The organism is Rhizobium sp. BK529 (genome assembly GCF_014194105.1).
Taxonomy (GTDB): domain Bacteria; phylum Pseudomonadota; class Alphaproteobacteria; order Rhizobiales; family Rhizobiaceae; genus Rhizobium.
The window spans coordinates 408,087-422,146 of the sequence record NZ_JACIAU010000005.1 but is presented as its reverse complement, the minus strand read 5'-3'; the positions used below and the strand labels follow the sequence as shown (position 1 = coordinate 422,146).

Genomic DNA, 14,060 nt, shown 5'->3' with positions numbered 1-14,060 from the left:
TGATGCCTCAAGGTATGACGCGATCGACGCGGAGCCGGTCGAACGCGTCTGTGAACGATGCTGTCGTATCCTGGTAGTCCAGGAAGCCGAGCTTGCGGCTGCGGCCCATGTCGTTGAAGGTCTCAATCTGTCGGCCAAGATCGGCGTCGGAATGCCAGAAGGATGCGACGCGATTGAGGGCTGTCGGCCGCAGATCGAACTTCTTGACCATGCCGTTCCAGACCGTCTCCGCACCTGCCATCTGCGCCTCGAGCGGCGTCGGCACGCCCGAATAGGGAGCGGCCTCGATACCGAAATAGCCGGCGATGCGCGGCCACAGCCACTTCCAGCGAAAGACTTCGCCGTTGACGACGTTGAAGGCAAGGTTGGCGGCGGCCTTCGTCGTCGATGCCCACTTGAGATGTTTGGCAAGCAGCCTTGCATCGGTAACATCGGTGGCCGCCTGCCATTGCTCCGGCGAACCTGGGAAGACGAAGGGCTGGCCGGTCTCCCGGCAGATCGACGCATAGACGGCAAGCGTTGCGGCCATGTTCATGGCATTTCCGACGGCGTAGCCAATCAGGGTGTGAGGACGATGAATGGACCAGGTGAAGCCATCTCGCGCAGCCGCCGCAAAGACCTCGTCCTCCTGCACATAGTAGAAGTTCTCCCCCGGAAGACGCTCCTGCTCCTCACGGAAAGGAGTCTCGGGCTGTGTTTTCGCGTAAGATTCGAACGGGCCGAGATAGTGCTTCGTCCCGGTCGTCAGAGCGACGTGCCGGACGCCCTTGCCCTGCAGCGCGTTCAATACGTTGCGCACGATCGCGCCGTTGACCTCGCAGTTCTTCGTCTCTGTCTCCTGCCGCGACCATGCGGTGATGAAAACATGGCTCGGCCTTGCGTCCGCCAACGCGGCTGCAACCGAACCCGCATCGACCAGATCGCAGCTCAGTGTCGTCACACCGGCAACCGGGCTCTGCGACCGGGACAGACCCGAGACAGTCCAGCCACCGTCCGCCAGAAGGTTTTCGGCGAGGTTGCTTCCGGTAATGCCGGTCGCCCCGACGATCAATGCGTGCTTGCTCATGGATTATCCGTTCAGCAGGGTGATCTTGATGCTCTTCGTCGGATCCTGACCGAACGAGAAGGCACTGACGGCATCGGTCAGCGCATAGTCGTGCGTCTGGATCGGCGACAGGTCGATGCCCGTCCGCTCTAAGAAACGAATTGCCGCCGGCCAGACGCCGGGCGACCCGATGCAGCCGCGAACCGTCAGGTTCTTCATCTGAATCTGGCCGATGACGACGGGTACCTTGCGGCCGATATTGATGCCCACCATCGAAATCCTGCCTTCCTCGCGCGCGTAATCGAATGCGGCGGCAAGAGAAGCGTCATGGCCGGACGCCTCTATGACGAGGTCGGCACCATGGCCGCCGGTCAACTCCCCGATCTTGTCGGCCGCACCGCCATCGGACGGGTCGATCGCAACGTCTGCACCAAGGCGCTTCGCTACCTCGCGGCGCGATGCCAGCGGATCGACAACGATCACACGCGCACCCATGCCGATCGCAGCTGCCGCCGATACCAGGCCGATCGTGCCACCACCGGAGACCACGACGGTCTCGCTGGCGTTCGTTCCACCCGACCGCAGTACCGCGTAGAAACCGCAGGTGAACGGCTCGATCAGTGCCGCTTTCTTGTCGTCGACGGCATCAGGCAGCTTGTGCAGCCATTCCGGATTAACGGCAAAGAATTCGCGATCCGCGCCGCTCATCGAAAAGCCGAAATGATGCAGCCGCTCCGGCGTGCGCACCACGCATTCGCCGACAACGCGATCGCCCTTCTTGAAGCCGGTGACATTGCGGCCGACCTCGACGATCTCCCCGCTCCATTCGTGTCCGGGTGTGACGGGATACGAAATCGGGATGATGTAGCGGCCCGCAAGCAGTTCGTAGTCGGAATGACAAATGCCGACTGCGCTGGTGCGAACCAGGACCTCGTCGGGCGACATGTCCGGCATGCCGACATCGACGATCACGGGCTTTTCCGGCGCTTCGAAAACCAAGGCTTTCACGTTTTCCTCCTCAGACTTCGACCAGCGCGCCGCTCTTTGAGGAACGGACGATGGCTTCTAGCAGTGCGATGTTATTGATCATGTCCTCGCCGCTGATCGGATATTCCGCCTCACCGCGAACGGCGCGCGCGAAGGCTCTCAGATTGTCGCGGACTGGCTCGGCCGGCGGCACTTCGCGCACGGCAATCGGCTTGCCCTTCCAGCCTTCGGTCACGATCCAGCCGTCGGGTGCTTCCACGTGCGCCTTGTCGCGCACTTCGATCCAGCCATCCGTGCCGAATATTGCGAAGCGGGAGACGAAAGGCGTGGCAAGGGTTGCCGACACATAGGCCGTCCCGCCGCCGAAAAAGCGAATATGAGCGCTCATCGTATCGCCCTGCGGAATGTTCGAGGCGAGGTTTTCGCAGACGACGCGGACATCGGCAGCGCGTCCCATCAGCTTGACCGCAAGGTCGGTCAGGTGGATGCCGGTTGCCGTCATGCCGCCGGCCGGTGCCTGATCGGCCTTCAGCCGCCAGTTGGACGGATCAAGACCGAGAAACTTGTCGTGGCTGAAATTGGCTTCGATCTGCAGCAGCCGGCCGAGCTTTCCCGAGTGGGCTGCATCAAGGATTGCAGCGATCGGCGGCTCGAAACGGCGCTCGTGTCCCATGCCCAATACAAGTCCGGCTTCGCGGCAAAGGGCAACCGAGGCTTCGGCACCGGCGCGGGTCAGATCGAGAGGCTTTTCGCAGAAGACGTGCTTACCGGCAGCGACGACGCGCGCGATCTGCTCCTGATGCAGCGAATGCGGTGTCGCGAGCACCACTGCTTCGATTGTTGGATCGCTCAAGGCTTCGTCTATATCGCGCGAATATTGCAGCCCCATCTCGCCGGCAAAGGCGGCGGCCTCCGGATTGGGATCGACGCCGCGGACGAAATGCATCCGTGCGCCGCCTGCATTGACGAGGGTCGCCATTTTGCGGCCCCACCAACCGAGGCCGACCAATGCGGTCGCGACCGGCTTCTCCTCGATCATCGTCATCGGTTATCGACCCGCTTGCTGAAGGGATGGATGTTGACCGTCTTCCAGACACCCGCTTTGGTGAACGGATCGGCTTTGTTGAAGGCGACGATCTCATCCTTGGTTTCGGCTTCGAAGACGAACAGCGAGCCGATCATCGTCTCGTTGTCGTCTGCTAATAGCGGGCCAGATATCACGGTCTTGGTCACGCCGGACGAGAGATAGGCCTTGTGGGCATCGTAATTGGCGAGGCGCTTGTCGACGACACCTTCGTGATCGACACAATGAACAGCATAAAACATGGGGTATCCTTTCAAATTCACGCGATGGAATAGCCGCCATCGACCATCAGCACCTGACCGGTGATGCCGCTCGCGGCGTCCGAAAGCAGGAAGGCAACGCTCGATGCGATTTCTTCAGGTTTGATCAGGCGTTTGACGGGGGTGTCATCGAGCCATTTCTGCATGACGGCGGGCTGGGCGCGGCCGACTTCGGCAAGCATGACGGTGTCGGTATAGCCGGGCCCGACTGAATTGACACGCACCCCCGATGTCGCCCACTCGGCGGCGAGGACGCGACACATGTGCGCGACCCCCGCCTTCGAGACGTCGTAGCCGACATGGAGCTCCGGCCGGACCGCCTTCACCCCGGCAATCGACGCGGTCATGACGACCGATCCCTGCCCTGCGGCAACCATCGACCGGCTAAAGGCCTGCACCGTCCAAAACACGCCGTCGAGATTGACGGCCATCACCGTTCGCCAGTCCGCCTCGCTGTGGTCGAGCGCGGCGCGCTCGTAGGACATGCCGGCATTGGCGAAGATGCCATCGAGCGTACCAAACCGCTCGCCGACCTCCGCCGCTGCGGCCTCGACCGAACCTTTACTGGTGACGTCGAAGGTGACGGCTTCGGCGAGCCCGTTTGCTACCCTGATGTCGTCACGCGTCTTTTCCACCGACGCATCGCGGTCGGCGGCAATGACTGTCGCTCCGAGCGACGCGAGATAACGGCAGGTCGCGCTGCCAATGCCGCCGGCAGCACCGGTGATCAGGATCTTCTTGCCGCTGAGATCCATCGGGTTCTTCATGATCTGCCCTTCATGTTGACGAGGATTTTCATATGCGTGCCCTTGGGATCGAGCAGCGCTTCGAAGCCCTTTTCGACGACATCTTCCGGCGCGATCTCGGCAGTCACCACCTTTTCGACGGGGAAGATGCCTGCCCCAATCATCGAGGCGATGCGTGGCCAGATGGTGACCGGGTAGCACCACGTTGCCTCGACGGTGATGTCTTTCAGTGCCCAGAGCATCGCATCGATCGCGGCCGGCTTCACATGAAGGCCGACCTGCACAACCGTGCCGCGGCGACGAACCGCCTTGGCGCAGAGGTTGAGCGATGCTTCCGCACCAACGCATTCGAGGGCGACATCGATGCCGACGCCCTCTTCCGTCTGGTCGCGGAACAGCTTCTCGGTATCCGTCTCACGCGGATCGAAAACGACGGCGTCAGGCACCAGTTCCTTCGCAAGCGCGCGCCGGTTCGGATTGAGCTCGGAAACGAAGATCTTCGTGGCTCCGGCCGCCTTGGCCGCGAGCAGGACGAGGGCGCCGATCGGACCGACGCCCGAGACGAGGACGCTGCTGCCGCTGGTGACGCCGCCGCGATCGACGCCGTAGACGGCGACCGCCGCCGGCTCGATCATGGCCGCCTGGACGTCGGACACCGTGTCGGGGACAGGGATGGCATTGTAGCCGTTGACGACAGCCCGCTCGCCCATGCCGCCCCAATCCCAAGAGAGGCCGACCACCGCCATGTTCTCGCTGAGATGGAAGAGACCGCGGCGGCCATAATAATCATCGCGCGGCGAGATCAGCGGCTGGACGGAAACGCGCGAGCCGGGGGCGACATGCGTGATGTTCTTGCCGACCTCCAGCACCCTGGCGGAGAATTCGTGGCCTAGGATTTGCGGCAGCGTGGCACCCGAATAGGAGTTCGGCGTTGCGGGCGTAACGATCGGCCCGGCAATATACTCATGGATATCCGTGCCGCAAATGCCGCACACCAGCGGCTCGATCAGCACCATGTCGTCGCCCAGCGGACCACTCGGTGCAGGCACGTCTTCGACGCGGATATCTTTCTTCGAGTAATATCTGACAGCCTTCATTGCTATGCCTTCCTAATTTTCGAGTTGCTCGGGCTCTGCCGCTAGATCAGGACCATGCCACCATCGACCATGACGGTCTGACCGGTGACGTAGTCCGAAGCATCGGAGGCCAGGAACGTGGTAACGCCGACGATGTCCTTCGGGACGGAGACCCGCCCGAGCAGGATCGACTGCGAGAAATCGTTGATTGCCTGCTGCGGCTCTTCGGTCAGACCATGCTGGATGAACTCGCGGTCGAGCTGTTCCCAGAGTTCGGTCTTGACGACGCCGGGTCCGAAGCAGTTGACGCTGATCCGGTGTTCGGCGAGCGCACGTGCAGCCGCCTGGGTAATCGCGACGACGGCGAATTTCGATGCGCAATAATGCGCAAAAAGAGGGTATCCCTGCTTACCCGCGATGGACGCCGTATTGATGATCTTGCCGCCCCCGCCCTGAGCAATCATCTGCTTGGCTGCTTCCTGAGTGCCGATCAGAACACCGCGGCCGTTGATCGTCATGATGCGATCGAAATCCTCCTCGGTGACCTCCAGAAAGGGGCAGGTCTGACTGATGCCGGCGTTGTTGAACATGACGTCGAGGCGGCCGAAGTGCGATACGGTTTGACCGATCAGAGCTTGCACGTCCTTGCGGCTTGACACATCGACTCGCACGGAAATCGCGCTGCCGCCGTTCGACGAAATCTGCGAGGCCGTCTTCTTCGCCGTCGCTTCGTCCAGGTCGGCAATGACGACGCGCGCCCCTTTTTCCGCCAGGTCCCAGGCGATAGCGGCGCCGATTCCACGTCCGGCACCTGTGATGATCACCACTTTGCCGGCAACCTGTCCACTCATGATGAAATCCTCCAAATAGTCTCCGCGACGCTGCCCGGCGATCGGTCAGCGCGGCCTGCGCGACGGGATGATGCGGATGGGGTGCGAGATGAGCCGGCCTTCATTGCGGGACATCCAGGCCGCGAATATTGTCGATCTCATCTCAAACGCTCCTCCGCATGCTGACAAGGGACCGTTGACAACAAATCGCCGTTCGCGGCAGCAGCGGCTCCCGCGTCACTATGACTTTACTGACGGCTAGAATTCCTCCCAAAGGAACAACCGTTCGATCCAGGATGAAAGCTACGGATCAACGGCCGCTTCGACAAATCCTTAATTATCCGAAACGGATATTTTCAATGCAGCAAACCGTCTCGGGCAGGCGCTAGTATTCTGGTGGGAGGAGAGTGCATGCGACGCTGATCGACAGCCGCTATGCCCTAATCAGGCTCCTTCGATAGACGGCCGCGTCGAAAGCGTCCGGGTAGCAATCGCTCCCGGGGAAGGAAGGTTTTGCATGAGCGACACGTTGAGGGTGGGATGGGCTGGCATCGGGAAGATGGGAGCCCCAATGAGCAGACGCGTGCTTGAAAACGGATACCCGCTGTCCGTCTACGAGCCATTGCCGGAAAACCGCGCATCTGTCGTTGCCCAGGGTGCAAACGTCGCCCACAGCCTCGAAGATCTTGTCGAAGCGTCCGACGTGGTGATGCTCACCATTCCCAACGACGCTATCCTGCGCCAGCTGACGCTGGGGCCGTCGGCGCTCGTCGACCTGCTAGAGCCCGGCCAGATACTGGTGGAGATGAGCACCGTTTCTCCGGAGCTTTCGGCCGAGGTCGCCGACGCTCTCGAGCGCAAGCAGGTCGCCTATTTGCGCGCGCCGGTCTCAGGGAGCACCGCTACCGCATCCTCGGGCACGCTGTCGGTGATGGTCTCTGGTCCGGAAGCCGACTATCGGAAGATCGAACCGGTCCTGGCAAGTTTCTCGGCAAAGCAGTTTTATCTTGGCAAGGGGGAAGAGGCCCGCTATCTGAAACTCGTGCTGAATGCGCTGGTGGGCGCAACTGCCGCGCTTCTCGGAGAAGCCCTGACGCTTGGATTGAAGGGCAATCTGTCTGTCGAGACCATGCTGAACGTCATCTGCGAAAGTGCGGTAGCTTCGCCGCTGATTGCCTACAAGCGCGACCTGCTGGTCAATCGCAACTTCGATCCGGCATTCTCCGTGTCGCAGATGATGAAGGACTTCGATCTCATCCTCGGCGCTGCGAAGTCCGACCATGTCCCGATGTATCTCGCATCGATGATCCGCCAGCAGTATGAGGCTGCGTTTGCAGAAGGGCTCGCGGAGAAGGACTTCTTTGTCCTTTTCGAACAATATGAGCGCCTTGCGGGACTGGGACGTGAGCAGGCGGCCGGATCCCATACGCTCAAGGCCATCTGACCGGGGTGGCGAAACGAGGATTTGCCAGCTAGTCTGATCGTCTCCAGCGCGACGGTTGGGAGGCCGACGTGAACGAATATGAGATGTTGCGCGTCATCGATTTCATCGAGAAGACGCGTCGGCCCTTTCGAGAGGTTGTGGAAGCGGCCGACGATGATGCGATATGGCTCATCGTCACCTTCCTGATCAAATCCCATATTCTCAGCCAGCCTGTCTCGATCTCCACACTGGGCCAGGAATCCGGTCTTCCCTATGCAACGTCGATGCGGCTGATTAACAGGCTCATCGACGCCGGGTCCATCAACAAGGTCGCGAAGGGTACGACCGGCAAGAGCTTCGCGTTGCAGCCGAGCGACCAACTTCTCCGCTCGTTCGAGGTCTACGCGAGAAAGACAAAATCCCTTCTCGCCCAGACGCTCGGGTTGCGTGCCGGCGAGGAAGAGGACGAGTATTATTTCGGCGGGACGCCGCTTGGTTCGCAGATAATCCCGCCTATGCGTCTCGTCCAGAAGCGCGCAGAATCGCAGATCGAGCTGCGCTTCCTCTTGAATGACGACAACTACTTTTCGGCGATGCGCAACATGTGGGCCGACTTTCGCAACAATCTCGCATCGCGCAAGAATTTCGATCTGCTGCCGCTTCCCGAGCTCTATCGCCGGGCGCGCGAGAATGGTGCCAAACCGCTCTCCGACTACGACGTCATCGCGATCAACATGCCCTGGCTTGGCGAGTTCGCCGAAAGCGGCGTGATACGGCCCATCGACCAGTATGTCCAGAAGACCGGCATCAACCCGCTCGACTTCCACCCGTCGATTTGGTCAGCTGCGACTTGGGAAGGCAAGGACTACGGCGTGCCGGGCTATTGCACGGTCGAACTTCTTGCTGCGCGCAAGGACTTGTTTGCCGACACAGGCCTCTCCTTCCCCAAGACATTCGACGACGTTATCAGCGCCGGGCGGAAATTCCACGACCCCGACGAGGGCATGTTCGGAGCTGTCTGGGACGGGGCGCGTGGCATGCCGATCGCCTCGAGCTTCCTTTTCTTCATGGGCGCCTGCGGCCATCCCGCGATATCACTGCGCAAGACCCGATCGGGCTTCACTCTCGATGGAGCAAACCTCGAGGAGTTGAGCTGCACCATCCTATCCGACGCCGGCTTTGCGGCGCTCGAATATATGCGCAGGCTTATGGAAATCTCGCCGCCGAAAATCCTCGAAATGGCCTGGGATCGGACGCTAGAAGTATTCCTGAAAGGCCGGGCGAGCCTTGGCTACTTCTGGACGATGCGTGCCGCGCGCTTCGAGTACGACGTCCAGTCGGTCGTCAAGCGCCGGGTCGAGTATCTGCCGCAACCATCCGGCCCGGGCGGCACACGCGCCTCGCCGATCGGCGGCTTCCTTTTCTGCATACCCACCAATCTTCCCGAGGACCGCGTCGAGCTCGCTGCCGACGCGATCGCTTGGATGGCATCGAGGGAAGCGATGAAGGCCCATGTCAAGAACGGCTTCCCGGTCGCTCCGCGATTTTCGGTAAGCGCCGATCCGGAAGCGGCCGCGAGTTCGCCGATCGTGCGCTTCGTCGACCAGTTGGCAAAGAAGAACCTTCTCCATACCTGGCAGCGCCCCAAGATCCCCCAATATACGACAATCGAGAAAGTTCTTGGCGAAGAGATCCATGACGCACTGCTTGGCAACAAGCCGCCAAGGCTCGCTCTTGAGCATGCCTCTGCCCAGATCGAAACCAGCCTCAAATCGACGCAGAGAAGCTGTGTCAGGCGAAGCGCAATCTAGCGCAAAGCAAAGCGGCGGTTCGGGCGAACCGCCGCCTGAACTCTCGACGACGAGCTAAAGCCACTATTTGATAATGCCAAGTTTGCTCCGGTCGGTGGTCAGCGCGACAGCGATCAATGCCGTCAGGCCGAAAACAATATTCTGCGCTGTCGGCTGCACTCCGATGATGACGGTGACGATGCGCAGCCATGACGTGATCAAGCCGCCCACCACCGCGGGAAACAGGCCACCGACGCCGCCGGATATCGCCGTTCCGCCCAGCACCACGCCGACGATCGACAGCAGCAGCAAGTTACCGGCGAGTGTCGGCGAGCTGAAGGCAGTGATGGAGATCAGGAACAGGCCCGCCAGCGCCGCGCATCCGGCCGATACGGCGAAGATGATCGTGCGTACGGCAACGACATTCACCGCCGACATGATGGCCGCCCTCTCACCGGTGCCGAGCGCGTAGATATCGCGCCCGAGACGCAGGTACCGCATTAGGAAACCAAGCACGGCGACGACGACGGTGAGCGCGATGATCGTATTCGGAATTGCGGCCGTGCTATTCGACAGGAAGGTCACGAAGATATCGTTGTCGGGAATCGGCTCCGCGGTCGCATTCGAAAGAAGCAATGCCAGACCGGAAAGCATGCTCAAGGTTCCAAGCGTGACGATAAAGGACGGCAGCTGAAGCCAGGAATGCACGAAACCCTGAATGGCGCCGAAGGCCATAGCGATCAGGATCACGACGGCGGACGTCCAGGGACCGAAAATCGGGTTGAGGACGACCACAAGGACGCCGGTCAGGGAAGCGACGCCAGCAACCGACAGGTCGATACTGCCCGTCAGGATCGGCAGCGTTCCGCCGATCACCAGCGCGATGATAGGCGCCGCATCGGAAAGAAAGCTCAAGAGCGAATCCACTTCGATAACCCCGGGTGCGATCACCGCGCTGACCGCGACGAGTGCGACCAGAACGCCCAGTGGACCGAGCGATCTGAGTATGCCCGACCGTTGCCCCAGAGCCGAGATCAGCCGGCTGTCCAGCGTAATGTCCATCAGCGTTGTTCCCTTATCCAAAGTTTCAAACTGCACGGCGGCCTGCTGCGTCAGACCATGGCCGCGACGACTTCCTCTTCCTTCGGTATGGCACCGGAGGCGAGGTCGAAATGGGCGGTGATCTCACCATCCCGCATCACCAGGATGCGGTCGGAAAGCTCCAGAAGCTCCGAGATCGTGTCGCCGACAAAGACGATCGAGAGCCCCTTCTCCGCCTGCTCCCTGATCACCGCGAAGAGATCGTCGCGTGCGCCCGGATCGAGCCCTCGGCTCGGATGGTCGAGAAACAGGACCTTCAAATGCTTCGCTAGCAGCCATTTTGCCAGAACCGTCTTCTGCTGATTGCCTCCGCTGAGGCTCGATATCGGCGCGTGAGGCGTCTGCATCTTGACCTTCAGGCGCCTCATCCAATCCAGCGCGGCCGGCCGTTCGCTGCTTCGCCGCAGGATCAGCGAGCGCCAGCCGTAGTCGGGGCCGAATGTGAGGACGGCATTTTCGAAAAGCGACCGGCTGGGAAGCATGCCCTCGGCCCGACGATCGGCCGGCAGATATCCGATACCCTCGCGCACCGCCTTCCGCGGACTTCCGGGGATCACCGCCTTGCCTTCGATCGCAATCCTGCCGGTATCGATGCGCTCGGCACCGAAGACCGCCCGGCAGACCTCCTCGGCGCCCGAGCCAAGCACCCCGGCTATCCCGAGAATTTCGCCTCGGCGAACCTCGAAGTTCACGTTCCGGAAATGCTGTCCACCGCCGAGCCGCTCGACCTCTAGAAGCGGTTTGCCCTCCGCCCTGACAGACGTCCGGTCCGCGTCCACATTCGGAGCCCGCTGGCGGCCGACCATCAGCTCATAGAGTTCGGCGCGATCGACAGCATTGCTGTCTCGTTCCGCCACCTTGCGACCATCCGTCATGACGACGATCCGGTCGCTGATCTCAAGGACTTCTTCGAGCCGGTGCGAGACGAAAACGATCGTCGCGCTGCCGCGCAGTCGGTTGATCTGCTTGAAAAGCAGCTTGATCTCCTCGGGCGTCAAGACCGAGGTCGGTTCATCGAACAGAATGATCGGCGGGCGATCGACGAGTTCCTCGATCGCCAGAACCTTTGCGAGCTCGACCTGCTGGCGTTCGGCGAAGCGAAGGTCCTCGACCAGCGCCCGCGTCGGCAGCTCCACCGAGATCTTGCGAAGCTGCTCCGCCGCCGCTGCATTCAGGGCGGCCCAGCGATAGACCCCGCCTTTCTTGGAGGGATGCGGCTTGTCAAGGAAGATATTCTCCGCCACCGTCAGGTTCGGGATCAGCGACTGCTCCTGATGAACCATGCCGATACCATAGCTGGCCGCGGTCGCGGCAGAATCGAGCGTGATCGACTTCCCGTCGAGGATGATCTGCCCCTCGTCAGGCGCCGCCAGTCCCGCCAGAAGCTTCAGCAAGGTCGATTTGCCGGAGCCATTTTGGCCGATCAGTCCGAGGACTTGGCCTGCGGGAATTTCGAGATCTATCCCTTCGAGCGCGACGACGCTGCCGTAGGTCTTGCGCACACCTTTGAGAATAAGCGAGCCCGTCATTTCACCACCCTGAGTTGGCCGCGTCGATGCCAGCCGCCGGCAGCGACCGCGACAACGATCACCGCGCCGCTGATGATGTGACGGGTATAGGGACCGGCACCGACCTGGATCAGCCCGTTGTTCAACACTTCGAGAATGAGGGCGCCCAGGGCGGACTGGACCGCGCCACCCCGCCCACCCGTCAATACGGTGCCGCCGAGAACCGCGGCGCTGATCGCCGGAAACAGCAGACCGCTCGCGATATTGGCATTGCCGGTGCTGAGCTGGGCCGACAACAGCACGCCGCCCATTCCCGCCAGCAGACCACAAATCGAAAATGCTGCGATCTTGACCCAACGAACCCGTAGCCCCGACGCGACGAGCAAACCCTCTTCGCCGCCGACAGCGTAGATCATCCGGCCCAGCCGCGTGTAATTCAGGACCAGCTGGCTGGCCAGGATGACCACGAGAGCGACATAGACGACGAGGCTCAGGTCGAAGACCCGGACGCGTGCGAGATTGAGGATGAGGGGATCATTGATCTGCGGAACGCGCTCTGGGAAAAGCACGGCAGCGATGCCTAGCCCGACGAACCAGGTGCCGAGCGTCACAATCAGCGAGGGCATTTTCAACACCGCGTTAAGCACCGCGTTGAACAACCCGAAGCCGAGGCCGACGGCAAGCGCCGCCAGCAATCCCGCAACGCCATAGTCGTTGCCGTTGACGCTGTTGGCGACGAGCAGAGCAACGATCATGCTCGTCGTCGCCATGTTTCCTTCCAATGACAAATCGATGGATCCCATGATGACGACGAAACTGATGGCAGCGGCGAGAATGGCTGGGACCGCCGCTGCCTCGATCACGGATTTGAGGTTGTCGATGGTGAAGAAGCTCCCGCTGACCAGCTGGAAGCCCACGGACAACAGGATCAGCGCGGCGATGGGACCTGCAAACTGCGTCCATGGCAGGTTGCTCCTGATATCGCCAATCAGCGTGAGCGAGTGACCGACCGTTTTGGAGTTCATACTGGTAGCGGCCTCCATCGACCCCTCCTTCCGATTACTTGTTCTCGTTTGCACCTTCCGGAATCTGACCTGCAGAATCCTTCCAGAAGTCCTTCTTGATTTCTTCGTAGGTATATTTCGGTGCGCTCTTCTTGAGCTCGAGGTACTTGTCGACGTTGTCCTTGGTGACGACATCCTGCTTGATGTAGAAGTCGCGTTGGGCATGCGTCAGTTTCTCGGGATCGATGTCGCCGATAGCGGCCGCATAGGCGAGCGACATGGACACCGCGCCCTGCAAAACCGGATCGTTCCAGACCGTCGCAAGCATGTCACCGCTCTTGACCATCTCCAGGCCGATGTTTGAACCGTCGGAACCGGTGACCAGGACCTTTCCGTTGAGGCCCTTTTCCTTCAGCGCCGCGACAGCGCCTCGGCCCATCGCGTCATTGGATGCGAAGATACCCTGCAGCTGGTCACCATAGCGGGCGATCCAGGTACGCGTGATATTCTGGGCCTTCGTTTCCTGCCAGTCACCAACCTGCGTATCGACCAGCTCGAGGCCGGGGCATTCCTTGAGGCCCTTTTTCAGGCCGGCGATGCGCTGGAAAGCGGGCGGTGTCGACGGAACACCCTGGATGGCGGCGATCTTGCCCTTGCCGTTCAGCGCCTTGCAGAGCGCCATGACTTGATAGTAGCCAGACATCACGCCGTCGAAGGATGTGTGAGCAACCCAGTATTTGGAATCCGTATCCCAGGGGTGAATGTCCTCGGGCCGGTTCCAGATCGTCACCACATGCACCTTGGACTTGGCCGATCGGTTCACCACTGCCTTGACGAACGCGTTGGACGACGGATCGGTGGCAAGCGCGCACTGATTGCAGCCGGCCGAATAGGTCGCGCCAAGCTGAGCCAAAAGCTGGTCGCCCTGGTAATTGCTGGTCAGCACCACGGGCTCCTTGCCGAGCGAGGCACCGATATCCTTCACGCCTTGCAAGTACTCGGACCAGTATTCCGAAGCGGTCTCGTCGATGCCGACGATCAGCTTTCCGCCCTTAACCTCATCGGCATTTGCTTGCACGGCCGGAAGCGAGATGCTTGCGCAGACTGCGACGGAAGTGACAAGCCACCGTGCGATGGCCCCAAATTTGAAACGCGATTTCATGCCATTTTCCTCCTCAGGTTAAATCGATGCATCGTCCGCTGCGA

Annotated in this window: 13 protein-coding genes; 2 read left to right on the top strand and 11 right to left on the bottom strand. The window is 61.0% G+C overall.

The annotated features are described in order from the left end of the window. Window positions 1-7: 7 nt before the first annotated feature. Genes FHX08_RS27250 through FHX08_RS27220 form a run of 7 tightly spaced genes read right to left on the bottom strand, consistent with a single transcriptional unit; the run spans window position 8 to window position 6,049 of the window. Window positions 8-1,066, bottom strand: a complete 1,059-nt coding sequence (locus FHX08_RS27250) for an SDR family oxidoreductase (RefSeq protein WP_184327985.1) — start codon at window positions 1,064-1,066, stop codon at window positions 8-10. A gap of 3 nt (window positions 1,067-1,069) precedes the next feature. Then, window positions 1,070-2,053 (bottom strand): zinc-dependent alcohol dehydrogenase, encoded by a 984-nt coding sequence (locus tag FHX08_RS27245; protein ID WP_184327984.1) that lies wholly within the window; start codon window positions 2,051-2,053, stop codon window positions 1,070-1,072. 10 nt (window positions 2,054-2,063) lie between these two features. Next, entirely contained in the window at window positions 2,064-3,077 is a 1,014-nt protein-coding gene (locus FHX08_RS27240; protein ID WP_184327983.1) for a Gfo/Idh/MocA family protein, read from the bottom strand. Beyond that, complete coding sequence (locus tag FHX08_RS27235) at window positions 3,074-3,358, bottom strand: YciI family protein (RefSeq protein ID WP_184327982.1); 285 nt, start codon at window positions 3,356-3,358, stop codon at window positions 3,074-3,076. Before FHX08_RS27235 ends, FHX08_RS27240 begins: the two co-directional genes overlap by 4 nt. A 17-nt stretch (window positions 3,359-3,375) precedes the next feature. Further along, a complete protein-coding gene (locus tag FHX08_RS27230) occupies window positions 3,376-4,143 on the bottom strand; it encodes an SDR family NAD(P)-dependent oxidoreductase (RefSeq protein ID WP_184327981.1) in 768 nt (255 codons plus the stop codon). Then, the gene (locus FHX08_RS27225; protein ID WP_184327980.1) at window positions 4,140-5,219 is read right to left on the bottom strand and encodes a zinc-binding dehydrogenase; all 1,080 of its coding nucleotides are present in this window, start codon (window positions 5,217-5,219) and stop codon (window positions 4,140-4,142) included. Before FHX08_RS27225 ends, FHX08_RS27230 begins: the two co-directional genes overlap by 4 nt. A 41-nt stretch (window positions 5,220-5,260) precedes the next feature. Next, on the bottom strand, window positions 5,261-6,049 hold the full coding sequence (locus FHX08_RS27220; RefSeq protein WP_184327979.1) for a glucose 1-dehydrogenase: 789 nt from the start codon (window positions 6,047-6,049) through the stop codon (window positions 5,261-5,263). A gap of 496 nt (window positions 6,050-6,545) precedes the next feature. Between FHX08_RS27220 and FHX08_RS27215 the strand changes: the two genes are divergently transcribed. Together FHX08_RS27215 and FHX08_RS31760 are read left to right on the top strand one after the other, a co-directional pair. Beyond that, complete coding sequence (locus FHX08_RS27215; protein ID WP_281412392.1) at window positions 6,546-7,472, top strand: NAD(P)-dependent oxidoreductase; 927 nt, start codon at window positions 6,546-6,548, stop codon at window positions 7,470-7,472. Between the two features lie 68 nt (window positions 7,473-7,540). Next, a complete protein-coding gene (locus FHX08_RS31760) occupies window positions 7,541-9,262 on the top strand; it encodes an extracellular solute-binding protein (RefSeq protein ID WP_184327977.1) in 1,722 nt (573 codons plus the stop codon). A 63-nt stretch (window positions 9,263-9,325) separates the two neighbouring features. Here FHX08_RS31760 and FHX08_RS27205 read toward each other — a convergent pair whose 3' ends face one another. The 4 genes from FHX08_RS27205 to FHX08_RS27190 are packed head-to-tail and all read right to left on the bottom strand — an operon-like array spanning window position 9,326 to window position 14,016. Beyond that, on the bottom strand, window positions 9,326-10,303 hold the full coding sequence (locus FHX08_RS27205; RefSeq protein WP_184327976.1) for an ABC transporter permease: 978 nt from the start codon (window positions 10,301-10,303) through the stop codon (window positions 9,326-9,328). Between the two features lie 50 nt (window positions 10,304-10,353). Then, on the bottom strand, window positions 10,354-11,871 hold the full coding sequence (locus FHX08_RS27200) for a sugar ABC transporter ATP-binding protein (RefSeq protein ID WP_184327975.1): 1,518 nt from the start codon (window positions 11,869-11,871) through the stop codon (window positions 10,354-10,356). Next, on the bottom strand, window positions 11,868-12,893 hold the full coding sequence (locus FHX08_RS27195) for an ABC transporter permease (protein ID WP_184327974.1): 1,026 nt from the start codon (window positions 12,891-12,893) through the stop codon (window positions 11,868-11,870). Before FHX08_RS27195 ends, FHX08_RS27200 begins: the two co-directional genes overlap by 4 nt. A 16-nt stretch (window positions 12,894-12,909) precedes the next feature. Beyond that, complete coding sequence (locus FHX08_RS27190) at window positions 12,910-14,016, bottom strand: sugar ABC transporter substrate-binding protein (RefSeq protein ID WP_184327973.1); 1,107 nt, start codon at window positions 14,014-14,016, stop codon at window positions 12,910-12,912. Window positions 14,017-14,060 lie beyond the last annotated feature (44 nt).